The 24281-nt window shown below is 42.5% G+C and carries 23 protein-coding genes and 2 pseudogenes; 11 read left to right on the top strand and 14 right to left on the bottom strand.

Annotated features, from left to right (window positions below; translation table 11 throughout):
* Nucleotides 1-147: 147 nt before the first annotated feature.
* The 3 genes from PN447_RS14470 to PN447_RS14480 are packed head-to-tail and all read right to left on the bottom strand — an operon-like array spanning nt 148 to nt 2517.
* Nucleotides 148-903, bottom strand: coding sequence for a metallophosphatase (locus PN447_RS14470; RefSeq protein ID WP_271763736.1), 756 nt, complete (start codon nt 901-903; stop codon nt 148-150).
* Between the two features lie 28 nt (nt 904-931).
* Complete coding sequence (locus PN447_RS14475; protein ID WP_271763737.1) at nt 932-1744, bottom strand: metallophosphoesterase family protein; 813 nt, start codon at nt 1742-1744, stop codon at nt 932-934.
* The gene (locus PN447_RS14480) at nt 1741-2517 is read right to left on the bottom strand and encodes a GTP-binding protein (RefSeq protein ID WP_271763738.1); all 777 of its coding nucleotides are present in this window, start codon (nt 2515-2517) and stop codon (nt 1741-1743) included. The genes PN447_RS14475 and PN447_RS14480 overlap by 4 nt, the downstream gene beginning before the upstream one ends.
* Before the next feature lie 98 nt (nt 2518-2615).
* On the opposite strand from PN447_RS14480, the gene PN447_RS14485 reads away from it, so the two are divergent.
* The 3 genes from PN447_RS14485 to PN447_RS14495 all read left to right on the top strand — a co-directional run bounded on the left by PN447_RS14485 (nt 2616) and on the right by PN447_RS14495 (nt 4379).
* The gene (locus tag PN447_RS14485) at nt 2616-2774 is read left to right on the top strand and encodes a hypothetical protein (protein ID WP_271763739.1); all 159 of its coding nucleotides are present in this window, start codon (nt 2616-2618) and stop codon (nt 2772-2774) included.
* Nucleotides 2775-2837: 63 nt separating this feature from the next.
* Nucleotides 2838-3674 (top strand): 4-hydroxy-tetrahydrodipicolinate reductase, encoded by an 837-nt coding sequence (gene dapB / locus PN447_RS14490; protein WP_271763740.1) that lies wholly within the window; start codon nt 2838-2840, stop codon nt 3672-3674.
* Nucleotides 3675-3692: 18 nt separating this feature from the next.
* Nucleotides 3693-4379, top strand: a complete 687-nt coding sequence (locus tag PN447_RS14495) for a phosphate ABC transporter permease (protein WP_271763741.1) — start codon at nt 3693-3695, stop codon at nt 4377-4379.
* 38 nt (nt 4380-4417) lie between these two features.
* Here PN447_RS14495 and PN447_RS14500 read toward each other — a convergent pair whose 3' ends face one another.
* From PN447_RS14500 to PN447_RS14515, 4 genes are all read right to left on the bottom strand, one after another.
* Nucleotides 4418-5224, bottom strand: coding sequence for a TPM domain-containing protein (locus PN447_RS14500; protein ID WP_271763742.1), 807 nt, complete (start codon nt 5222-5224; stop codon nt 4418-4420).
* Between the two features lie 187 nt (nt 5225-5411).
* Nucleotides 5412-5864, bottom strand: coding sequence for a hypothetical protein (locus PN447_RS14505; protein ID WP_271763743.1), 453 nt, complete (start codon nt 5862-5864; stop codon nt 5412-5414).
* 44 nt (nt 5865-5908) lie between these two features.
* Complete coding sequence (locus PN447_RS14510; RefSeq protein WP_271763744.1) at nt 5909-6226, bottom strand: YtxH domain-containing protein; 318 nt, start codon at nt 6224-6226, stop codon at nt 5909-5911.
* Nucleotides 6227-6311: 85 nt separating this feature from the next.
* Entirely contained in the window at nt 6312-6650 is a 339-nt protein-coding gene (locus PN447_RS14515) for a hypothetical protein (protein WP_271763745.1), read from the bottom strand.
* Between the two features lie 175 nt (nt 6651-6825).
* On the opposite strand from PN447_RS14515, the gene dpdE reads away from it, so the two are divergent.
* The gene (gene dpdE / locus PN447_RS14520) at nt 6826-10131 is read left to right on the top strand and encodes a protein DpdE (protein ID WP_271763746.1); all 3306 of its coding nucleotides are present in this window, start codon (nt 6826-6828) and stop codon (nt 10129-10131) included.
* A 549-nt stretch (nt 10132-10680) separates the two neighbouring features.
* Nucleotides 10681-10896, top strand: a complete 216-nt coding sequence (locus tag PN447_RS14525; protein ID WP_271733501.1) for a hypothetical protein — start codon at nt 10681-10683, stop codon at nt 10894-10896.
* Between the two features lie 60 nt (nt 10897-10956).
* Here the strand turns inward: PN447_RS14525 and ribD are convergent, their stop codons facing one another.
* The 4 genes from ribD to PN447_RS14545 all read right to left on the bottom strand — a co-directional run bounded on the left by ribD (nt 10957) and on the right by PN447_RS14545 (nt 15196).
* The gene (gene ribD / locus PN447_RS14530; protein ID WP_271763747.1) at nt 10957-12210 is read right to left on the bottom strand and encodes a bifunctional diaminohydroxyphosphoribosylaminopyrimidine deaminase/5-amino-6-(5-phosphoribosylamino)uracil reductase RibD; all 1254 of its coding nucleotides are present in this window, start codon (nt 12208-12210) and stop codon (nt 10957-10959) included.
* A gap of 409 nt (nt 12211-12619) precedes the next feature.
* The gene (gene mreD / locus PN447_RS14535; protein WP_271763748.1) at nt 12620-13252 is read right to left on the bottom strand and encodes a rod shape-determining protein MreD; all 633 of its coding nucleotides are present in this window, start codon (nt 13250-13252) and stop codon (nt 12620-12622) included.
* Nucleotides 13253-13361: 109 nt separating this feature from the next.
* Nucleotides 13362-14126, bottom strand: coding sequence for a rod shape-determining protein MreC (gene mreC / locus PN447_RS14540; RefSeq protein WP_271763749.1), 765 nt, complete (start codon nt 14124-14126; stop codon nt 13362-13364).
* Between the two features lie 62 nt (nt 14127-14188).
* Nucleotides 14189-15196, bottom strand: a complete 1008-nt coding sequence (locus tag PN447_RS14545; RefSeq protein WP_271763751.1) for a rod shape-determining protein — start codon at nt 15194-15196, stop codon at nt 14189-14191.
* Between the two features lie 303 nt (nt 15197-15499).
* On the opposite strand from PN447_RS14545, the gene PN447_RS14550 reads away from it, so the two are divergent.
* Entirely contained in the window at nt 15500-15862 is a 363-nt protein-coding gene (locus PN447_RS14550; RefSeq protein WP_271763752.1) for a single-stranded DNA-binding protein, read from the top strand.
* Nucleotides 15863-15910: 48 nt separating this feature from the next.
* Here PN447_RS14550 and PN447_RS14555 read toward each other — a convergent pair whose 3' ends face one another.
* Nucleotides 15911-16657, bottom strand: a complete 747-nt coding sequence (locus PN447_RS14555; protein WP_271763753.1) for an SIMPL domain-containing protein — start codon at nt 16655-16657, stop codon at nt 15911-15913.
* 221 nt (nt 16658-16878) lie between these two features.
* Here PN447_RS14555 and PN447_RS14560 point away from each other — a divergent pair, with 221 nt between their 5' ends.
* The 4 genes and pseudogenes from PN447_RS14560 (at nt 16879) to murI (ending at nt 21722) form a co-directional block, all read left to right on the top strand.
* On the top strand, nt 16879-17292 hold the full coding sequence (locus PN447_RS14560) for an EVE domain-containing protein (RefSeq protein WP_271763754.1): 414 nt from the start codon (nt 16879-16881) through the stop codon (nt 17290-17292).
* 288 nt (nt 17293-17580) lie between these two features.
* A pseudogene (locus PN447_RS14565) lies at nt 17581-18147 on the top strand (cation:proton antiporter); the annotation flags it as partial.
* Nucleotides 18148-18713: 566 nt separating this feature from the next.
* A complete protein-coding gene (locus PN447_RS14570; protein WP_271763755.1) occupies nt 18714-20672 on the top strand; it encodes an N-acetylmuramoyl-L-alanine amidase in 1959 nt (652 codons plus the stop codon).
* Between the two features lie 177 nt (nt 20673-20849).
* Nucleotides 20850-21722 (top strand): glutamate racemase, encoded by an 873-nt coding sequence (gene murI, locus PN447_RS14575; protein ID WP_271763757.1) that lies wholly within the window; start codon nt 20850-20852, stop codon nt 21720-21722.
* Nucleotides 21723-21769: 47 nt separating this feature from the next.
* Here murI and PN447_RS14580 read toward each other — a convergent pair whose 3' ends face one another.
* Nucleotides 21770-21946: a hypothetical protein gene (locus tag PN447_RS14580; protein WP_271763758.1), complete on the bottom strand. Its 177-nt coding sequence runs from the start codon at nt 21944-21946 to the stop codon at nt 21770-21772.
* Nucleotides 21947-23033: 1087 nt separating this feature from the next.
* Between PN447_RS14580 and sds the strand changes: the two genes are divergently transcribed.
* Complete coding sequence (gene sds, locus PN447_RS14585; RefSeq protein ID WP_271763759.1) at nt 23034-24005, top strand: solanesyl diphosphate synthase; 972 nt, start codon at nt 23034-23036, stop codon at nt 24003-24005.
* A 90-nt stretch (nt 24006-24095) separates the two neighbouring features.
* Here sds and PN447_RS14590 read toward each other — a convergent pair.
* Nucleotides 24096-24281, bottom strand: a pseudogene (locus PN447_RS14590) (hypothetical protein); the annotation flags it as partial.

Genomic DNA, 24281 nt, shown 5'->3' on the forward strand with positions numbered 1-24281 from the left:
GGTGGTAGTCTTTTTCAGAAACTTAATTGGAACACAATCGCGTCTGGCTAAGGCGTGCAAGTCTACTGAGGGATAACCGCTCCCATGCCCCCTTTGAAGTAGAAAGTAAAGTCTAGCTTTGTCTAGGTTTTATATAGCAGTTCTTAATCAGTTAGCTATTTGAGCTTTAACATCCGACCGGGACTGAAAACCCTTACCCAGCCCATAACGGACTGTTTTAAATTCTACATGATTCGTCCCTGAATTGTATAGAGTATAAATTGCTTCCCCTGGCTTTTTGCCAACATTACCCACCCCGATAACTTGACGCGCCGAGATTTGCACAGTTTGGGGAGAAGCGGGACTATCTAGAGTTCTGACTCCCGTAGTAATTGACCCTGCTTGTAGCTGATATTGAAAAGCCAAACCAGAACGACCACAAAACAAATTATTGGCTTGCATTCGTGACAAGCGGTCTAGCATTTGAATTGGGGAAGTGTTTGGGGTAAGTTCCTCGTCAACTGCTACCGTTGTACCGTGAATTAACAAAGAATCCAGTTCAAAAAAACCAAAGTCTAAGGTCATTAACCATTGTGCCATAGGACGAGAAACCCATTCCCAGAGCAATTGAACTGTTTCTCCCCCATATTTCGCCATCAATTCTGTAGGTTCGCCACTTCCTCCCAGTCCATGCAGAATCAAACATTGTTCTTCCCACCAACCTTTACAAATCAGTGGTTCTAGTTCTCCGCGACGGGGAGTCAGCACCCGTTTGACTAACTGTTCAGTTTCGCGCCTGGGCCCCACTAAATCACCTAAAATATACAATGCTTCCACATTAGCTTGACGCTTAATATCAGCCATTACGGCCTCATAGGCCACCAAATTACCTTCAATTCCGCTTAAAATTGCCCACTTAGTCATACAAATTTTGGATTTTGGATTTTAGATTTTAACGAGTACAAACATGAGTCGGGTCATCAGCCCTTTCCGCAAATTCCAAACCCCTGGCTAAACGCCAAGCAAATATTTTTGGTAAACCCTTTTCAATAATTGCTGCACAGGTTTTCTGGTAGTCATAAGGTACTTCCCGCAAACTCACATCTTGTGTATCTGTGTCGTAAATTACATAAGTTGCATTGGGTCGACCATGTCGCGGTTCCCCTACAGAACCAACATTAATAATCCTTTTCAAAGATGTGGTAAAGCTGATTTTTTTCGCTATTTCTTCCCGTCCTTGGACACGAATTTCTAAACTACTTGCATCTAAATCACGGACATAAGGTACATGGGTATGTCCACAAAAAAGCACATCAGCATCTGTGGACATTACTCGCTCTAAGGCGGAAAACGCGTCAAGTTCTGGTAACAGGTACTCGTGGTTACTGTGGGGGCTACCATGAACGAAAGCTAAATTTTCCTCACGTAAACTGTGGGGTAATTGGGCGAAAAATTCCCGGTGCTCTGGATGTATTTCTTTGTTTGTCCACTCGTGAGCAATTTTTCCCCGTTTCTCAGCTAATAAGGAAGGATAACTACAATCACAAGCATTCAAGCCTTCTACTATGTCTTCATCCCAACAGCCGACGCAGGTGGGAATATCTAGAGAACGAATTTGTGTAACTACCCCATTGGGATCAGGCCCATATCCGACTAAATCGCCTAAACAAAATATCTTATCAGCTTTTTGCCGGTCTATGTCTAATAACACGCTATCTAAGGCTTGAGAATTGCCATGAATACATGACATAACGGCTATTTTCACTGTATACTCTCCTCAACTAGTATCTGTTTTACTTGTTCTTGGTATTGTGCGATCGCAGCGTCTGACAAATAGCAATCTTGTAATGTTTCTCTCATAGTGGGATCGTCCAAGTTTTGTCCCCAAATTTCTAAGCCACTAAATCGCCGCGGCCTACCTTCTAAGTGGCGTGGTAAGTCTAATTCTAAAAAATCTGTTATCCCTACACCCGCCACAAAATCCGCGTATAGCGCCCTACCATCAGCAACGTCAAAAATTCCCTTAGCACGGCTGACTTTACCATAAGCACCGTGAGATAGTTCATACCAAAACTCATTTAAACTATCCTCGTCGATAATTTCACCATTGGTAGGCGATCGCCAAATCTGATTTTGGGCAATACTGGTTTCAACATCTAGCCCTTTGACAATTTTTTCTCCCCAGATGTGATATTCCGAATCTTTCAGGTGTGATGGTAAGATTGCTACAGACTGGTATGGTACATTGCCGATAATTTGCTTAATTGCTCCTAGTTGTAAGTAAAATCCTATTTCTATATAAATATTCTGTGCGCCTGCTAGCTGGTTGAGAAATTCTACTTCTTGTCCATCAGTAAAAACTTTCACCTCTGGAAATTCAGCACTTAGGCGTACTTGGTCAATGGGGACATTCCCACTTCCAGGACTAAAATAAATGACGTTTTCAGCACAAAGTCTATTACCTAGCTGTTGACAAATCCAAGTAGTTTTGCCACAACCAGCCGGGCCAGCAACAACGGTAATCATCGGTATACTCATAATTAAATGATAATCATTTTCATAGCACTTGTCACCTAAATACCCCTGACTGGCAACGGAAATGCCAAAATAGACTTAGGTGTTTCAGGAGGACTGATGTGTCTGGTAGTCAAATTGGTATTTTAATTGACCTTATAACCGGAACTATGGAAGTTTACCGTTCCACTAGCAGAATATTATTACACAATAGCGATGTGCAGAATTTGCCAGATTTACTCGCAGGTGGGGAGGTCAACATTCACCCACAGCCGAAATGAAAAATTACTAATTAGTCATCACAAAATTCTCTACAATTGCCTTATTAAAGTATTTCTCTAAACATGACTAATCAAGCTCCTATTCCAGTTATTGTAAACGGTGCGGCAGGCAAAATGGGCCGCGAAGTCATTAAGGCAGTGGCACAAGCGCCAGACTTAAAGTTAGTGGCTGCAATTGACACCAGTCCAGAACATCAAGACCAAGATGCTGGTGAATTGGTAGGTTTAAGCGAACCTTTGGAAGTCCCCATCACCAACCAACTAGAATCTATGCTAGGTTACGTAGCTGGTGATAGACAGTCTCCTCCAGGGGTGATGGTAGACTTTACCCATCCTGATGCAGTGTATGACAATATTCGCAGTGCGATCGCCTATGGTATTCGTCCAGTGGTTGGTACTACGGGCTTGAGTCCAGAACAAATCAACGACTTAGCTGACTTTGCCGAAAAGGCTAGTACCGGTTGTCTGATTATTCCTAACTTTTCCATTGGCATGGTATTGTTACAACAAGCCGCAGTCACAGCTTCCCAATATTTCGACCATGTAGAAATTATTGAACTCCACCATAACCAAAAAGCTGATGCTCCCAGTGGTACCGCAATTCAAACAGCACAGTTACTAGGAGAAATCGGTAAACCTTTTAACAGTGCTATTGTAGAAGAAACGGAAAAATTACCGGGGGCTAGAGGTAGTTTAGCCCAAGAAGGAATTAGGATTCATAGTGTACGCCTGCCGGGACTCATAGCCCATCAAGAAGTGATTTTTGGGGCAACTGGTCAAATTTATACATTAAGACATGATACAAGCGATCGCTCCTGTTATATGCCAGGAGTGCTGTTAGCAATTCGCAAAGTCTCCCAGCTAAAGTCGTTAGTGTATGGATTAGAAAAAATCCTCTAACCTTCAAACTCAGCAATTATGTTAGTCCCACTGACTCGGAAAAAATTTGAACAACTCATCCCCCTGATTGCTACTGGCTCTCAGTACAAGTACTACGCGGGTAAATTTGCCAATTTTTTGCAGCGACTGTTAATTTCTGTCATAGCCATGGCTCTAATTCTCCTAGGGGAAGTCCTGTTAAGGCTAGAATTTGGCCCCATTACATTTTTAGTTGGGGTAATGGGTGCTTTTTTTTGGCTGTGGTATCCAGTATTTCAGGCCAGTATCCGCAATGCAAAATGCCGCCGTTATAAGTACAGCGGCTTTTTTCGGGGTCGAATCATCGATTGGTGGATTACAGACCAATTGATGGGTAAACAAGAAACCGTAAACAATAAAGGTGAATTAGTAATTGTTGAAAATCGAGAAAAACGAATTAACCTAGAAATCGGTGATAATACAGGATTTGCCGTAGAGTTACAAGCGCCACTGCGGAATGCACACAAAGTTATTGCTCGTGGTCAAATCGCCGAAATGATTGTCATGTCCAACAGTTCCGATTTGAGCAGTATTCAAGAGTTCAGCGATGTATACATTCCCAGTCATGACTTGTGGGTGAATGACTATCCTTATGTCCGCAGGGATTTCTTTAATGAAGTCAGTCGCCGCTTGCGTAAGAAACAACCGGAAACACCACGACGCCGTCGCCCAAGAGTAGAACCTTAAGTGCTGAGTATTTTTATTCTTACTCAGCACCCATAAATTTACGACTCAGCATTAGAAGAGCGAGTGAAACCAGGAGACAGGTAAGCCACTAAAGCCCCGATCAGAAAACCAGAAATATTACGAACTAAAGGTAACCAATCGTTCGTCCGAGTCACTACTGGTCCAATACCAAAGGCAATAAACAAAATTCCCCACAAAGGTGAAAAAATTAAAGCCCATTGCCAAGCAATAATCTGTCCTTTTTTTTGGGGGTGAGCTGCAAATCCACAAACTATCCCCCCCACCACAGAGGTAATCAGTGTCAGTATCCATTGTTCTCTAGGTAGTCCAGGAACCACCGAGCAACCACCCTTAACTAAACAGCCCTTAACTGAATTTAATGCTTGTAAAATGGCTTGGTCTTCGCCTTCTTCTCGCACAAAATACAAGTTTCCAAAGCGCGTTTGCAATTCTATCCAAAAAGTCCGCGGTAGAAGTTCATAAACCTCATCCCCCACGCTAAAGCTGAGAATGTTACCGCCACGAGAATCAGCAACTAGCAAAATACTTTTATCATCCAAATTCCAATAATTAATTACTGCGCGACCAGGGGTGCGGTCATACTGGGTTAATACTCGCAATTTCCACCCTGTTTCACCTTCAAATTTTTCTAAATCTGTCACCAGTTCTGCTTCTTGGATATCTGTGAGAGATTTAGCTAAATCTATAACTGGAGTTTGGTAGTTGGGTAATAAGTCAGGATTATCATAAGCTAGCGCCGGAGGCGAGTGCATCACCCACATAGACCCAGCTAGTAAAAATGCACCAATACATACCAGAGTTCTTCGCCAAAAACAAGACTGCATGGACGTTCTTATACAAATATAGACAGTAGAAGTGAACAAGTTGTTTTAAAAGAGTATGGGAAAGCTAATACTTCTTTACACTTGTTTACTTTACTCTAATCTAAGGGATTTAAGCAAAGCTCAGTTTTGAAAATGGAAATTAGAGACTGGGGACTGAGATTGAGAAGTTCCTTTTCCCCCCTACTCCCTAGTCTCTATGCTTGAGGGCTTCACGTTGTCTCAAGGTTTGCGGTGCTTGTTCAGTAATTGCTAGTCGTTCAACTCGTCTGGTTGGTTTTGGGCGTGTAAAACTCTTCCAAGCAGTTTTCACACCTACAACCAGGCTACGAGTGCCAATTTGCACATTTTTCACCTGTTTTCTGGCAATGTCGAGGCTTTGGTCAACTTGCTTCACAACTTTACCCGCGCTTTGTACGCCTTCGCCGATATCGCCGGTTAAATCTGTGAGTTCCATACCAGTTTTGCGGATGGCAATTAAGGTAGGTGGTAACTCCCGTGAGAGAGTATCAAATAACTTTTCTGCACTACGCGCAGCACGTGCTAACTCCTGCAACGCCGGTATGGCCGCTACTAAAACAGCAGTCAAACTGGTGGCGACTAATAATAAAGACAGTCCCAACCAAAATAAGGGATCAATCACGGTGATGCCATATATAAGCTTTACAATTACGGTAAAACAGAATCTTAGTCTTTTTTAGCTTGTTGCTGCTTCAGAATTTGGCTTTCGCGTTGACTCGCATCTACACCAGCCGCGATCGCCTCTTGTAGTTTCTCCAGGGTATCATCCCAATTTCTCATGGCGCTGGCAGAAAGACGATCTGCTTGGATTTGTACACTTGTTGATAAATCTTCTGCTAAGTCTGGGATAGCATTAGCAGATTTTTGTAAAATCTTCCGGGTTTCACGCCCTGTGCGCGGGGCTACTAGCAACCCAGTTAAAGCCCCAATAGTAGCTCCGAGCATGAAACCGCCAATAAATACTCCAGAACGGTTATCAGACATCTGATTATTTCTCTCCTTCTTAGTTGTGATTTTTACCCTGGTAAGTTCAAAGGATTTTATCTAATTTATTGAATCTGACAGGATATCAGTGGAAAATCTTGCTTTTGTTGCTTAATCTTAACCCTATGCCGCCAAAAGAACGACCCCAGAATCCCTTTAATAACAATAACAGACTGATAATTTGACGTACCTGTTGAATTTGTAACTGTAGCTTTTGGTTTCTCTGGCGCAGGCTATAAATTTTTTCCTGGGTAATATCAATATTTTCAGGTGCTTGATACAGTAATGCATGAGTATTTTGTTCATAGGCGTTCAGTTGATCAGCTATGCTCTCTATCCACTGCTTTAGTTTCCACACTCGCCAAGCTATGTAGAGTAGTAACAGTGAGATGAGAGTGTTAATTAAGACAACTATCTTTACCATCCTGCTCTGATTTTGTCCTGACTTCATCATAGCCTCAGACCCTCAGTATCAATCAGTTGTACAAGGCTTTCTACCTACAAATCCCGGAGAAAATTTTCTCAGTTGCCAGATTTGGCTGATCAAGCTACTGTGGAGAACTGCTATTGCTTCTTAGGATCTTCAGATAACGGGAAATATGATTGAGGTTGGTTCATTGGTGCAGTCCCAACAAAACTATTTGGGAGTAGGAAAAGTGACTGAGATATCTCAACCTAATGTGATGGTTGAGTATTTCTGCTCAGGAGGTCAACGCCTCCAAAAAACTTTATCTTTAGATTCTCTATCTCAAGTTAGGCTTCAGCCTCAAACTCGATGCTACATTAGCTTACCAACCCAAGATACATGGTTAATTGGCCGAATTTGTAACTGGGATGAAGATACACAAATGTATCAAATTGATTTACCCGACAAGAAAACTACAATTGCCACCGAACAAGAAATTTATGTCCGTTGTAATATCCCCATTACAGACCCTATTGAAACTCTGGCAATGAAAGGGCATGAAACACCCTACTTTCATGACAGAAGATTAACTTTTGTTAAATCTTTGATTCAGCAACGGGCTGTTAGCCATGGAATGAGAGGCCTGATTTCAGCAAACATTGAACTTTATCCCCACCAAGTCGAAGTTGTTCGCCGGGTACTGGAAGACCCAATTCAACGCTATTTACTCGCAGATGAGGTGGGACTAGGAAAAACTATCGAAGCCGGTGCTATTCTCCGTCAATTTCTTCTGGATGAACCAAAAAAAGGTGCAGTGGTACTGGTTCCCCAATATTTGCTCCCACAATGGCAAACTGAGTTAGAAAATAAATTTTACATCTCTCATTTTGGCAAACGGGTGGTGGTGCTGGCGGTTGAAGATATCCATAGAATCAACCAGAAAGCCAATATCGGCTGCTTAATTCTCGATGAAGCCCACCATATTGCAGCTATGGCTACTTCTAGGGATGCAGCCGTACGTCAGCGTTTTGAGTCTTGTAAACATCTGGCTCATAAAAGCGATCGCTTGCTGTTATTATCTGCTACTCCTGTGCTTAACCACGAGCACAATCTTCTCGCCATGCTGCACCTGCTTGACCCAATTACCTATAAACTCAATGATTGGGCAGGTTTTCGCGCCAGGGTACAAAATTGTCGGGAAATTGGTACAGTTCTCCTCGGCTTGACAGGAGGTGCAAATAATGTAGATGTTCTCACAACTCACCTCCAGGAACTACGAAATCTGTTGGCTGAGGATGAGTATGTCATCAACCTTTTAAACAATTTAGAAAATTGCTTAAAAGCTCAACCTGCTCAGAAAGATGAAATTATCCGAGCTATTCGTACCCACGTTAGCGAAACCTATCGGCTGCATCGTCGTATACTTCGTAATCGTCGCGCTGCGGTGGAAGATGTAATATTTGATCGGGATTTGACACCAAAAGAAGAATATGATTTAGACGAGCGATCCCTTGATATTCACCAACTGATGGAACAATGGCGTACCGTCGCCCCTCAAGAGCAGCAATATCAACGAATTTTTCTATTGTTATTTCTAGCTTCTGGTACTTGGTTAGGGATTTTAGAACAGGTAGTTACCACACGCCTAACAGGTAAAACCCCACCTCAAGTTATCCCAGAGTTTCCAGAAAATGATCTTCGCATCTTAACTACAACCCCTAAATTCCCAGGCGAAGAAGAAATTTTACAATCCTGTTTAAAAATCCTGCGTCAACCTCTAGATGAAGGGGAACGCACAGAAAATTTAAACACAGTGCTACTCAATCAGCTAGCTACACACTTCAAAATCCCCAGCAGTGTTCGCAGAAATAAGGCAGAATTAATCACCAGGATACAGCACAGAATTCGCCGCCCCATGCCTGGGGATGTTTTACCAAAGATTGTTGTATTTACCAGTTTTGTACAATCCTGCCGACAAATTGTCCAACGTTTATCTCATAGCTTTGGTGCAGAAACAGTCGCCAGCTATCAATTTGGTGAACCACGAGAAAAAGTTGCCCAAAATTTAACTCGATTCCAGAATAACCCCGACTGTTTTATTTTAGTGTGCGATCGCTCTGGGGAAGAAGGACTTAACCTGCAATTTGCCGACTGCTTCATTCACTTTGACCTGCCTTGGTCACCTAATCAATTAGAGCAAAGAATTGGCAGATTTGACCGCATTGGCAGCAAAATTGGAGTTCAATCTTTTGCATTGATTGGGCCATTCTTGGAAGAAAGTCAACACAATGCTTGGTATCAACTTCTGAAAAATGGGTTTGGTGTTTTTGGGCAATCAATAGCCAGTCTACAATTTTACGTAGATGAGAAACTCCCAGAATTAGAAACAGCTTTGTTCAAATCAAGTGCTGCGGGATTATTAGCCATGATGGACCCGATTCAGCAACAAATAACCGCCGAAACCTTGAAAATCAGTGAGCAAACTGCTCTTGATGAAATTGATATTCTCGATGAAAATACTAGCAAGTATTTTCAATATCTAGATGATTATGATGGTAATCACCTAGGAATTAAACAAGCAATTGAAGGCTGGATGTGTGATGCATTAGGATTCAAGTCAGTTAATAATCCCAATTCCGGAGAAATTAAGCGTTATCAACCAACAACCCGCACTTTGGTTTCTGTAGATGAGTTGAAAACTTACTTCGCTAATCATAATACAGAACAATTTGGTACTTACAATCGCCGGGTCGCCAACCAGAATTCAGGTATTAAACTATTTCGGAGCGGGGAAGGATTAGTAGAAGCACTCGTCAGCTATATAAACTGGGATGATAGAGGTAAAGCTTTTGCTCTATGGCGCACCGATGAATCTTGGAATGCCACAGCAGGTAAGGAATGGTTTGGTTTCCGATGTAATTATGTAGTCGAAGCAAATTTAGAAGCTGTCAAGCAGGTTTTAACAACCAACAAACTCGATAATTACCAATACGAAACTTTGAAACGGCGTGTTGATGCTTTATTTCCCCCATTGTTAGAAACCATCTTTATAGATGGTCGCAATAATTCCATCAGTATGGTTGAAGATCAATCACTCTTAAATATCCTACAACGACCTTACAAAGATAGGAAAAATGATCAATATCGGGATTATAATTTGGCAAAAGAACGCTTAGGAGTGATTGATACTTTTGTCGAGCCTAGCCAGTGGAAGGATTTTTGTTATGAAGCGCGTCATCGTTCTCGAGAATTATTGCTACAGCATCGTAAATTCATAAAATTATACCAACAATCTGCTCCAGTCGCCAAGCAGAAATTAAACAAAAAAGTACAGCAATTACAACTGCGACTAAATCGGCAAAAGCAAGATTCAGCACTGGACGAAGAATTAAAAATAGAAATGGCATTGAGTGCGGCCATTTTAGAGGGAATTCATCAGCCCCAGATTCGACTTGATTCTGTCGGTTTTATCATCTTATCTGGGCGAAATCCTCTATAAATCTCCGCAAGATGCTCGAATTTAGCAGGTAAAAAAAGTAGGAACTGCTATAGTTGTGGTAGTCCTGGTTAAATATTCCAGGCTTTAACACCCCGGTTGACCACCGGGGTTTTTGGTTTTTAAGAATCAATAAATGAACCCAAATACTTCGCCAATCTCTAAAAATTGAGTATAATCCCACAAATGAGCTATATATAGCTTCCCAGTTTCATCAGGTAGAAAAATATCTGTGTTTATCTGTACAAATATGTGGTCAATTAACTATTTCAGATACATCACCTAGAGAAGAACAGCTATAGTGGTTAATAGTAAACTAATAGCCAGAAACTGAAGACAACAGCTATTCATCATAAATAGCATAATAAAAATACTTTTTGAGTAACTTTTTGTTAAATCTTTCCATCAAGGAATAATTAATCTTCATAAAGTTATAAATCCTTCTATTAAGTTTTTAATAATACTTGTCTCAGCTTGTATATTGAGCCGTAATCTGCGGACTAAATTGTGTAATCTAAGGAAAGCTAAGCTAATGATAAACTTGAGGTCTTAATGACTCCTAAAATTCTGCGTCAGCTTTGGTCTGTGGTAGAAAATTCTCAAACCAGGATCTTATTGCAGATGGACGATGCTAGCTTGGTGCAATGGCTGGTAAAACAAACTACAAAGCAAGCGTTATTAGATCCCCAAGAAGCCGATTACCTCAGTGATTACATCCAATCTCGGCTGAATCTGATACGGGATATTGCTTATGAGCGACAGTGTTAGAGTTGACATTCTCACAAATGACACAGCCAATAGTCCTAACTATTGACTGTGAACTGTTAACTATGAGTTTTTTTGCGGTAAATAACCTTCAACTAGGCAATCAGACCCGACGACCCGCCAACTAACCCTTTCTAAATTCAGAGCTGTGTTCATCATCGTCAAACCCAAGTCACCTACAGGTGTAGGGGCATGACTACCACCAATGATTTTAGGAGCAATAAAAGCCAGAATCTTTTGTATCGCACCTTGAGCGATCGCACTTGCGGCCAAAGTACCGCCACACTCCCATAAAACGCTACAAAAACCGCGCTCGTATAAATGGTTCATGACAAGGTGTGGGGTCAGGGATGCTAACTCTACAACTTCAACCCCTTTTTGGCGTAAGAAATGTTGGAAATCAGGCGAGCTTCCCGGCTCTGTCAACACCAAAGTGTTAGCCTCAGCAGTGTCCCACAGGTGGGCATCTTGAGGTAAGTTGATCTGACGACTCATCACCACCCGCAGGGGATTATGGGATCCTACTTGATGACTGGTTAAGTAAGGATTATCTTTTCGGACTGTATTGCCACCGACAATTATGGCATCACAACCTGCCCGTAGTTGATGAACTTGACTACGGGCATCTTGGTTTGTCACCCAAGCACTGTGACCAGAGCTAGTAGCAATTTTACCATCTAAAGTCATGGCATATTTCAAAATCCCTAAAGGTCGTTTATATAAAATGCGATGGATAAAAGCTTCATTTATCTGATAACAGGCTTCGGCTTCTACCCCCACAACTACCTGTACACCAGCAGCACGTAAACGAGCAATACCTCCTCCACCAACCAAAGGATTGGGGTCAACTATACCCACAACTACTTTAGCAACACCAGCCGCGATTAAGGCCTCCGAACAAGGGGGAGTACGTCCGTAATGATTACAAGGTTCCAGATTAACGTAAACTGTGGCACCACGAGCGTGATTCTCTTGAGTTGAGTCCGCGCCAAAACCCGCCGCTTTCAAGGCAAAAACTTCTGCATGGGGCTGACCTGCTCCGGGATGAAATCCTTCCCCAACAATATTTCCGTTTTTGACAACAACCGCCCCCACTAGAGGATTAGGTGAAGTCCGTCCCAAAGCACGTCCAGCCAGTACCAAACACCGTTGCATCATAGCCCGGTCAAAGTCACTGCCTATTCTGGGTTTCTCTGGTGAATTCGATTCAACTGGCGAAAGCGCCAGGGCTGACTTCTCAGTTCGTAATATCAGCCCATTGTCCTGATGATTATGGGCTAGAGATACAATAGGGTAAGTTTCACGCGAATTATCCATAATTTTGGGCGGTAATTTCAATATTTTGCACGCTAGCTATTGTTACAAAGATGTAGGTTGAAAGCCCCTCGGCTTTAGCCAAGGGATGAAAACGACGATACAGGCTTTAGCCCGCTTTCCCGCTGTCAAGTTTTAGACGATCTATCCATTCTTCAATTAAAGCGGTAATTGTTTTATCTTGTTGCACTGCATATAAAGCTAATTTATGCTTTCTACATACACGGTGGTATCGGCAAACTTTCAACTCAGTTTAGTACCGATGACAAGGGTTAATTTGGAGAGGATCCGTGTGATGTGAAAACATCAGGCACGGTTTTGAAGGCGAGCATGAGGAGTGACTCTCATGCTTAGGTTAACGGAGAGGTCAACCAAAGTCGTGAAAAATTGGGGATTGCCCAAACTGGAATTTCTACCCCTGCTCTAATAACTTTATCTTCTGCCACCAAAGGTTTAAGGGATAATAAACTATAGGTGCCCACAGACTACTGAGAATGGCAGAAGCCAGAGATACACGTTGATAATATGACCAAATATATTGCACTTTGCGTAGGCTTTGCCCGCCGTCGGCATTGTTCATCCAAGTTAACTGTAGTCCAAAGATAGTTTCCGCCACAACTGCCATCACAAAGACAATTAAAGCAATAGAAATAAAATCTTCTTGGATAAAACGCGGCTTTTGTAGCAAACTAGTCAACCCCCCCACACAAACCAGAGTAATCACATGGGTAGGGTGAGGTGAGGTCATAGCATCTTGAAGTAGTCCCAGCACCATACCAGCTAACATTCCTTCCCAGAATGATCGCTTGACACTCCAGGAAACCACCCAAATTAACAGCCAGTTGGGCCCAATACCCAATAATTCCATACCAACAAACCGCGTTGGTAACATCAGCAAACAAAACAGCACAGACGCAACCGTTACTACCCAATTTAGCAGTTGACGTGTAAGGGGATGCCAATGAGCAAGAGGCTTATATAAAATTTTTAACTTTCGTTGTAGCGCTCTTGGCTTGTTATGCCTGCTACCGCTAAATGAAGGCATCTTTTTAACTCAATCTAACTCAAGTTTTGGTTGTCAATTCCGGCTTTGTCAGCTACGGGATACTAAAGTCTAGCACCTGGCATATAATTCTGGGATTTAAACTCAATACCTAATCCTTCTGCTGTACGAACGGATATACCGCTACCCAATCTAATGAAGCTATCGGCGGAAAAAGCTCAACTTTTGCCACTGATGCTACAGATTGCTGCAAATCTAGAGACTTAACTCGTCCTACCGGCACACCAGGCGGAAATTTCTGACTGTAGGGAGATGTAGATACTAAATCACCTACCTGAACATTTGGCACTTTTTCATAAAACTCCAGCACCGCTTGCGCGGAAGAATCTCCCCGCAAAATCCCCTGAGATGAAGTACGGTTAATTTTGACACCAACTTGACTATTAAGATCACTAATTAACAATACACGACTAGTATTAGGAGTTACAGTCTCGACCAAACCCACCAAGCCGCCATAAGTTTTGACAATGAAGCCCTCTTTAATGCCTACATTAGAGCCGCGATTCAGGATCACTTGTTGCCACCAGTGGTCAGCACTACGCCCCACTACCCGCGCTGGAATTGGGCGTGATTTGAATGGCGACCTCTCAATATAACCTAATAAATTTTTTAGTTGTTCATTTTGACTTTCTAAATCAGCTATACGCGTTTCCAACTCCAACAAGCGGACATCATTCAGGAGTTCTTCTGAACTGGGTTTGGTCTGTAGAATTTGTAATGGACTGCTAAGGAATTGATACATTTCTAACAGCAAATAACCCTGAGATTGTCTCAACATCCAAGCACTACTCACTACTAAACTTACTAAACCAACTTGTAGTAGTTTACTATTCCACCAACCACGCAAAGTGACCATCTATACCTAATCTTCTTGTAAATTCCTAGCTAAACAGAAACTAAACATCTGAGTATTTATGACTACGTATGGCTTGAATATCCACTGAGAACACGTTCTAGCTGTTTAAAGTTCTCTAACACACGACCTGTTCCTAATACGACGCAACAGAGAGGATCAGGGGCAATGTGGGTGACAATTCCTGTCTCATTGCTAATTAAGGTATCTATACCTTTAAGCAAAGCACCACCACCAGCTAACATAATTCCTCTGTCAATAATGTCTGAGGCTAATTCTGGGGGCGTGCGTTCCAGTGTTCGCTTTACAGCTTGTATAATTACTGCTAGCGGTTCCAACATACATTCACGAATCTCTGCCCCTTTAACTGTCACAGTTCTGGGTAACCCAGAAAGCAAATGTAAGCCCCGGACTTCCATCATGGCATCATTATTATCATTAGTAGGATAGGCGGAACCAATGCGGATTTTGATCTCTTCAGCAGTTCGTTCTCCGATTACCAAGTTATGAATCTTTTTTAAGTATAGGATAATACAATCAGTTAGTTCGTCACCAGCGATACGCACTGATTCACTAATTACAGTACCCTGGAGACTGAGCACTGCAACTTCCGTTGTCCCGCCACCAATATCAATAATCATATTACCTGTTGCTTCGGCAACAGGTAGCCCTGCTCCTATTGCTGCAGCCATTGGCTCATCTATTAAATGCACCTCTCTGGCGCCAGCTTCGGCTGCTGCATCCATGACAGCCCGTCTTTCTACCCCTGTAATACCACTAGGTATACCAATGATAATTCGAGGCGAAATCAGAGAATGACCCTCATTTACACGCTGGATAAAGTTTTTTAACATCAGCTCGGCCATATCAAAATCAGCAATTACACCATCACGCAAAGGGCGGACTGCAATCATATTTTCAGGTGTACGTCCGATCATTTTTTTAGCTTCCTCTCCCACCGCACGTGCTACCTTTTCGTTTTGATTCAGGGCAATTACTGAAGGTTCTTGGAGTACAATCCCTTTACCTGATACATAAACTAGGGTATTGGCTGTACCAAGGTCGATACCCATACCCCACGATGAGCGAAAGTTCTTAAAAAGCCCCACGCGTCTCTATGCCCCTTCTTTGCGATACTGATTTGCTAAAAACTGTTACAGTTAATTATCATCGATTCTATTATTTTTTTCACCTGGAGTCCAGCAAGCAAGCTAATTTCACTAATACTGTTTAGCTTAGAGGTATTTAGATCTGAAATACCTCTAAGTATCTGAGTAGTATAAATGCGATGATTTTTTCATGTTTATCATAACTTCAAAATTGGCTATGATCAAACTCAAAATATATCAGTAATTTTGTAGCCAAAGGTTAGAGTCATGAGCATTAACGTTGTCACCCTTGTTGGTCGTGTAGGTAGCGATCCAGATATTAAATATTTCGAGTCCGGTACGGTTAAGTGTAGATTAACATTAGCAGTTGATCGCAGAACCCGTAATAGCGATGAACCTGACTGGTTCACTTTAGAACTATGGGGAAAAACAGCAGAGGTGGCGGGGAATTATGTCCGCAAGGGTAAGCAAATTGCCGTTAAAGGTTCCTTGAGATTTAATAATTGGACCGATCGCCAAACCGGCCTCAACCGCTCTACACCATTTATCCACGTTGACCAACTAGATTTGTTAGGTTCCAAGCGGGATACAGAAGGCGGTATGGCAGATATGCCTTCAGATCAGTTCTAACTTGAGATGGGGAATAGGTAAAGATACTCGCCTATTCTCCATGCTTAATTAGTAACTAATTTGCAGTGTGACTGATGCTTCTACCTGCTGTTCACCACCAATTACAGGGGTAGAAAAATCTGTATTAGCTAACTTGACAACCTCAGCCCGCTCCAACATGGGAGGTGGGGGCGCAGTTGCACCATTAATCTGAATGCTTACCACTTCCTGAGACTGGAAACCTAGGGTACTCAAAACAGCATTAGCTTGTTCTTGAGCATCTTGGGTGGCTTGTCTGAGCGCTTGTTTTTGAGCTGAGGCGATCGCCTGGTCACTAGCAATAAAAGTGACACTATTAATTTGCGTTGCACCGACTTTTACAGCTTCATCTAAAAGCATACCGACGCCCTGAGTTGCCATAATAAACATCACAGTATTATTGGCAGTATATCCAGTAATTCGTTGTACATTATCGGTGTAACTATAAACTGGATTGAGGCGGATACCACTAGTTTGTAATTTTTCTACATTTCGGGTTTTGAGCAAAGCGACCACAGCTGATGCTCTGCGAGCCGCTTCCTGTTGCGCTGACTGTGCAGTTTCAGCCTGAACCTCCACAGACATACTGACTTGTGACAAAGTGGTGGGAATTGTTTCCACACCGCGACCGCTCACTGTCAGAGTTCGCCAAAATTTTTCCTTGTGTTGAGCCAAACCAGGTTCAATATAAATTATACAGCTTATTAAGAACAATGTCAGTGTTTTAGCACAATTAGCACCCGGAAACCAAGAAGCAGATAAAGCGGCTCCATACATAAAATTCGCACTCCTATCAACAGATTCTACAGATGCTGGGAACAACACCGATATACTAGTTTGCAGTCAACTGTCCACTCTTAAGTCAACATTTCTGCTCTGAACTATGATCCACTCAGCATTTTATATTTTCTGACTTTGACACTGCCATAGTCAGAATTAGGAGCGGTTACATTTTGGGAAACTCAAAAAAAATAATTATAAATTTTGGAGACTCTTGGATGGCATACTGGCTGCTGAAAACTGAACCCGAAAAATACTCCTACTTTAATTTAGAACAGGATATTAATACAGTTTGGGATGGAGTTAACAATCCCCTAGCGCTCAAACATATACGGAATATGTTGATTGGCGACTTAGCCTTAATTTACCATACAGGCAAAGAAAGACAAATTATCGGTATAGCAGAGGTGGTCAGTCACCCTTATGCCGATCCCACATTAAACGATCCCAAACGGTTAGTTGTAGATGTCAAGGCACTGAAAAAAGTCTCTGTACCTCTGCAACTGAAGCAGATCAAGCAAGATGCAGAATTTGAACATTTTGAGTTGCTGCGGCTTCCTAGACTTTCAGTTATCCCAGTATCCGAATTTTACTGGCAACGCCTGATGTCATTGACTAAAGACACAAAATAATTTATGAGCAGATATTTTCCATTTATGTTAATTGCCATAAATTAGTAAAACTGAAGAGAAGGATTTTTGCACAGCATAAGCAATTCTGGGAGCTTTTCCTGCGGGGTTAGTCTTAGAGGATGTTTGATAAGTTTTCAACAGGTAATTTTTATCTTAGGGAACAGGGAACAGAGAATGGGAAGGATTGGGGAACACACCGAAACAATAAAATCCATTCCCTCCCCTTACAAGGGGAGGGTTAGGGTGGGGTCAAGCAATAGTTAATACACTAATCATGACTTTCCAAACATCCTCTTAGAGGAAACTGATAAACGCAAGGAATTGGAAAAGCAAGTTATACCTATTGCCGATATCCTAGTGCCAATTTTCTTTGTGACTGTGGGAGCAAAAACAGACTTGGGGGTCTTAAACCCAGCTATTCCCAGTAATCGAGAAGGTTTAATTATGGACATTTTCCTGATCACAGTGGCCATTATCGGTAAAGTAATTACAGGTTTCAGTGTGTTTGGTCAACCCCAAATAAATCGTTTAGCAATTGGTGTAGGAATGATTCCTCCGGGTGAGGTCGGTTTAGTCTTTGCCTGTGTCGGTGCTGCTAGCGGTCTTCTCTCTAAATCACTGGGGGCGGCAATTATCATGATGGTTATCCTAACGACCTTTTTAGCCCCCCCACTTTTACGGTTAGTATTTCCAGAAACAGATAATTTGCTAGCAGATACAGACAAACTGATTTTGGACAATGTGACTGCAACACCGGTAATTGTCGAAAAACCTCAATCGATCATGTCTACTGTCAATGATGGTAAGAATCAGGAAAGCAAACCCGAATCTGGGGACAATTCATCAAAAACCTAAATGGGGTGTTGTGATACCCCTGAGGGACTCAAGAGTGGGGCCTAGGGTCTGGGAAACAGTGTTTCTCATATGAAATCCCCAGTACCAGGTAACCAGTCCCCAATTACAGGAAACATAATCTCTAAATCCTCGTCTTTGGAGACTGTAATATGAACACGATTGGTGATGATGTTAAAACGACTGTAGGGAGTTTCCAGAGAATGTCTCTACACCTAATTAATATGTTGGTTTCAGCAAGTCCGGAAAAGTTTTTAGCCATGACAAAACTGAATTGCAATCAAAAGGCTCAGTCAAGTATTGACAACTAAGCATTGACAAAAAAGGTATGGTTAATTGTGGTAGTAATCTGGTTGCATCTAAAATAATTTGCGGCTTTGAATATTATATCCTAATAGGATGGCAAAGTTAGAGGTGATATTAGGAATTTCAGCCATTAATTGTGTCTTTATACCAGCACAAAAGTCACAGCAGTAACAAAGATCAAGATTAGGTTGTAACAGTGTGACGATTAGCCAATATGTTGAGATATTGATGGCTCCCATAAACGCGAATCAGGAGAAAGGATTGTGAAATTACACTGGTTACTACCCAGTACAGTAGGAACTATCGTCTTACTATCGTCGCCGGCTGTAGCAGCAAAACTGGAATCTTGGCGTTTTGATGCCAATCAAAATCGTCTGGAGATTAACACGAACAGCCCTGTTCAACCCCAAGCACAACTGATATTCGATCCTACGCGTCTGGTCATTGATTTGCCCGGAACGACCTTCGGTCGACCACAGTCCACACAACAAGTCGGTGGTGCCATTCGTGTTGTCCGGGTGGGGCAGTTTGATCCACAAACAACGCGCCTAGTTGTTGAACTCAGTCCTGGGTATACTCTAGACCCCCAGCAGGTGAAATTTGAAAGCGTTGGAGGCAGTCGCTGGCTGGTAAAATTGCCAAGCCCAACACCAGAGAAGACAGAATCTTCTGCCAGAAGTATGTATACTGTGGTCACTGTTGACTCTGATGGTGATACCAAACCCGAGTTCTTGTCCCCGACTGGGGAGTCCCTAGGAAAGCAAATTGCCAGCGCCATACCAGGGAAAATTCAAATTGAGAACTTACTGGTAACAGGAGATGGGTTGTTTGTGCGAACCAACGGCGGCAGTCCTGAAGTGAAAATCAATCGGAGCCGCGATCGCAATACCATTTTTATGGATATCGCCGACGCCAGTTTGTCACCCAGTCTGACACAGCAAAATTATGAAGTTAACAGACATGGTATTAGTCGGATCGAATTAGCTCCGTTAAACAGCCAAGCACCTGGTGTCCGCATGACCTTGCGGGTAGACAAAGATAGCCCCGATTGGCGCTCAATTAATAGTAGCGCCAATGGTTTAGTTCTTTTGCCCTCTCGTGTTGTCGGATTACCGGCTAATAATAATTCCCACAACTCGCGCAATACTAAGGCTGAGATTAGCAGCATTCATCAGACAGGAACCGCGGTAACAGCCAACAGGCCAGTTGCCAATAATGTAAATCTGACTGTAACTACAGCAGCGCCAGCAACAATTCAGGCTATAGAACTGGGTAATAATGATACGCAGTTACTGATTAGATCAGATAAAACATTCAACGCCAATAGTCGATGGGATAGATCCTCTGGTTTGTTCCGAATCACTATTCCCAATGCTCAGTTAGCTGCCAACGTCACAGGCCCAAATTTTAGTGCTAATAGTCCCATCCTCCGGGTACGCCTGCAAGCTGAAGACAATTCAGTGGTGATATTGGTACAACCGGCAGCGGGAGTACAAATTGGGGAACTAAATCAAGTCAGCAACCAGCTTTTTTCTCTGCAATTACACGGTTCTCGTCGCGGTACGGTGGTTTCCCCGCCAGTGGCCTTATCACCCCTACCACTACCCACCCAAGGGCAACTACCCACTGCAACTTCTCCGCCCCAACCCACACGCCAGCCTACGCCAACTCCAGCGCGGAAAACCAGATCTGTCGTGATGATAGACCCCGGACACGGTGGTAGAGACCCAGGGGCAATTGGTATTGGCGGACTGCGCGAAAGCGATGTAGTTTTGCCCATTAGCAAAAGGGTAGCAGCGATTTTGGAGCAAAATGGCGTCCAAGCAGTATTAACTCGTGATTCTGACTATTTTGTCAGCCTACAAGGACGGGTGGATTTGGCAGAACGAGCTAATGCTGATTTATTTGTCAGTATCCATGCCAATGCCATCAGTATGAGTCGTCCAGAGGTCAATGGCTTGGAAACATATTATCACGACAGTGGTCAGCGTCTCGCTCGCTCGATTCATAACAGCGTTATTCAAAATGTCACTATCAGAGATAGACAGGTGCGCCGAGCTAGATTTTATGTGCTCAGAAGAAACACGATGCCCTCGGTTCTGGTAGAAGTGGGTTTTGTCACAGGTGCGGAGGATGCTGCTAGACTCAGAACCACAGCTTACCAAAATCAAATGGCGGACGCGATCGCTCGTGGTATTCTCCAACATCTACAACGAAGATAAGTGAAGTGCCCCACCCCGCAGCGGATGGGGCTTCGTGTGTCATTGAGGGATAGCACGTTAGGTACATTTATACCTGAGAGTGTGTCTTGTCTAGGGATAGCTGCAAGCCATTACGAATTACAAATTTTCTGCTACATTTGGTATTTTATAACCCCAACCCGAAATTAATATCTACCTGTGTATTCATCCTCCATCTTTGAAAATAATCCTGACCATTTTGCCCTTCAAGAGCCTCAACGAGCCCCCATCGGGGTTTTTGACAGTGGTGTGGGTGGTCTGACAGTCCTACAACAACTTTATCGGCACCTGCCCAATGAATCTATTATTTATTTTGGAGATACAGCTCGCTTGCCTTATGGCATTCGTTCACAAGCTGAAATTTTACAGTATGTGCGCCAAATCCTGAATTGGATGCAACAGCAACGTGTAAAAATGGTGATTATGGCTTGTAATACTAGTTCTGCCCTCGCTCTGGAAATAGTACGCAGAGAGTTTAGTATGCCTATTCTGGGAGTTATCCTACCAGGAGCTAAGGCAGCAGTGCAGCAGGGGAAGCGTATTGGTGTCATTGCTACCCCAGCCACAGCCAAAAGTAATGCCTATCGCCATGCTATTCTGGGAATTGATGCCAATGTCCAAGTCTGGCAAGTTAGTTGCCCTGAGTTCGTGCCACTGATTGAACAAAATCGCATTCATGACCCTTATACTACTGAAGTGGCACGGTCATATTTACAGCCGTTAATACAGCAAGAAATTGATACCTTGGTTTACGGTTGTACCCATTATCCACATCTTGCACCGGTACTGCGATCGCTCCTCCCCTCTCAAGTCAAACTAGTAGACCCAGCTGTTCACGTTGTTGCCGCTTGTAGCCAAGAGTTAGAACTATTAGGATTAAGCAATACATACCCACCAGTAGCTACTCGCTTCTGGGTCAGTGGTTCTGCACCACAATTTGCTCAATCGAGTCTCCCCTGGCTAGGCCATACTCCAACTGTTGAGCTTGTTGATTTCAATGACACATCAGTTTCCAATTTTAGCAGTCATTAATGATTGATGATTATTTTGACTTCATAATCACGCCTGGTAAAGCTAGCCTATTGACTATTGACCACCTCAGTCACCTGATGAGTTATTGAGAGATCTTGCTTGTCTTTTTCTGAGTTAGTGATGGGTAAATCTCTAGGAGCAGATTGTTTACTACTTCTCTTGGCCAGCGCTAATAATAAGTAAACTGTAAACAAATATCCCGCGGCTAAAATAAAAGTCAACATAGGCATCTTCCCGTAAATCATCTTTCTAGCAGCACCCCTATGAATGGAATATGTAATTTTTTAAGAAGAAATTCAACCAACCAAGGGGTTCCTTGATGGCTGTAGTTTGCTCTACTAAAATCTTCCGTAAAGTTATAACTATCTACGGTTAGCTAAATAACTATTGAAATTTGTTTTTTTGCAGACCACACACCACAACAGTTAAATTGCTCAACAGCAAAGCTAACTGCACTCCTCAGCAGTCTACTGAGTCTGCATTATGGGCGCACCTCTATGACCAGAGCAGCCTTAGCGTTGAGTAAACAACGCTAAGATAGCGTGGCGAATAACCATAAGGATACCGCTAAACTCCAGATTGGGAGGCTAAATTGCCGCACAAAGAATGAATGAAGAAATAATTTTCTTTTTCTTACTTCAAAGCGACTAATTATTTTAGAACTCAGTACAACATAGGTAGAAGTACTTAAAACTTGCTTACCGTTGGAAAATGAGTTCTGAAAAATTTAAAATCCATACATTTTAGCCTAACACAATGCTCCTGAGTTTTCACTCAAGTTTGGGACAAAATTTGAAAATTTTTAGATCTGCAAAAATCAACCTGGTAGGACTTAGCAATCTATGGTGATCAATAAATGGATGTTGTTCAACTGTTATTTATCAAACATATTGGCATCTATGTATGATAGATAACCTATAGTGCCCATTGGTAGAAATTAATTTCTGGTAAAAACAGCAATATCTTTCTCATGCAGCCTTGGCATAAAACACGACACGTGGTGGATACTCAACAATATACAGAAAATATTAAGTCACATTTATTTCTGGAGATGAGAGGACGTAGACAACAAATCTCAAAAAAAATTTGCTCTGATGCACAAAATATTTTTCTGAGTGGGAAGCATGGCTATAGAACCTTTCCATAAGGGTTATAGCCAAATTCTAGTTGTTACCCATCTGGGTTTTTGTCCAGAATAGAGAGTAAATAGGCAGGTATTATCTGATCAAAACTTTGCGCAGGCACAGGGTTATCTTAAAATGAGTGTAGGATATGTAAACTTTCGTAACGTAAGCCAGAGTCCGCCCATCCATGACCTCAGCCACCTCCCTGTTTACCCCTGTGGAAGCAGACCTGCGACTACTAGCAGATAACCTCAAGCAGCTAGTTGGAAATCGCCACCCCATTCTATTTATGGCCGCCGAACATCTATTCGGAGCTGGGGGAAAGCGTATCAGACCAGCAATTGTTTTGCTGATATCGCGGGCCACAATGTTAGAAAAAGACATAACGCTGCGTCACCGCCGCCTAGCAGAAATAACGGAAATGATTCACACGGCAAGCTTAGTGCATGACGATGTGGTAGATGAATCACAAATGCGACGTGGTGTGCCTACTGTTCATAGTCTGTTCGGTAATCGCATTGCTGTCCTAGCAGGAGATTTTCTCTTCGCCCAGTCGTCCTGGTATTTAGCAAACTTGGACAATTTGGAGGTGGTGAAACTACTCTCAGAAGTGATTATGGATCTGGCTACCGGCGAAATCCAGCAAGGAATAAATTGTTTTGATAATAGCATCTCAATAGAGACTTACCTCAAAAAGAGCTATTACAAAACAGCCTCGTTAATTGCCAACAGTTCCAAAGCAGCTGGGTTACTTAGTGAAGTTTCCCCAGAAACAGCCGAACATCTATACAACTACGGTCGTCATCTGGGTCTGGCATTTCAGATTGTGGATGACATTTTAGATTTCACTGGTACAACAGATACTCTGGGTAAACCTGCCGGTTCTGATCTCAAAAGTGGCAATCTTACTGCACCCGTTTTATTTGCTTTAGGGGAAAAACCATATCTGGAAGTCCTCATAGAACGGAAGTTTGACCAACAAGGAGATTTAGAGCAAGCACTGGATCTGATTCAAGATAGCCAAGGTATACAACAAGCTAGGGAATTAGCCTCTTACCATGCCAAGTTAGCAGTTGATCATCTTGAGGTACTACCACCTTCCGAGTCACGCCAGGCACTAATTAACATCGCTGACTATGTACTTAGTCGGCTTTATTAACAAATTTGAAATTTTTAATTTAAAAATTTTTATTTTTTTGCAGTGGGGAGTAATTAGATGTATCTAATTACTCCCCACTGCAAAATTCATTTATGCAATATCGGGAGGGATTTGTTTACTGATTTCGTGTTGCTTCATTTGGTTTTGCAGGATATTTTGTAATTCTGAACGTTGGATTTCAACTGTATGAGTGGTCTGACCCGGCGTTTCTAAAAAGACTATACTATCTACGGGTTCTAGTGCCAGCAGTTGGAACAAAATATGGGTAACAGGAAC

The sequence above is a fragment of the Anabaena sp. CS-542/02 genome (assembly GCF_028331085.1).
GTDB lineage: Bacteria > Cyanobacteriota > Cyanobacteriia > Cyanobacteriales > Nostocaceae > Anabaenopsis > Anabaenopsis arnoldii.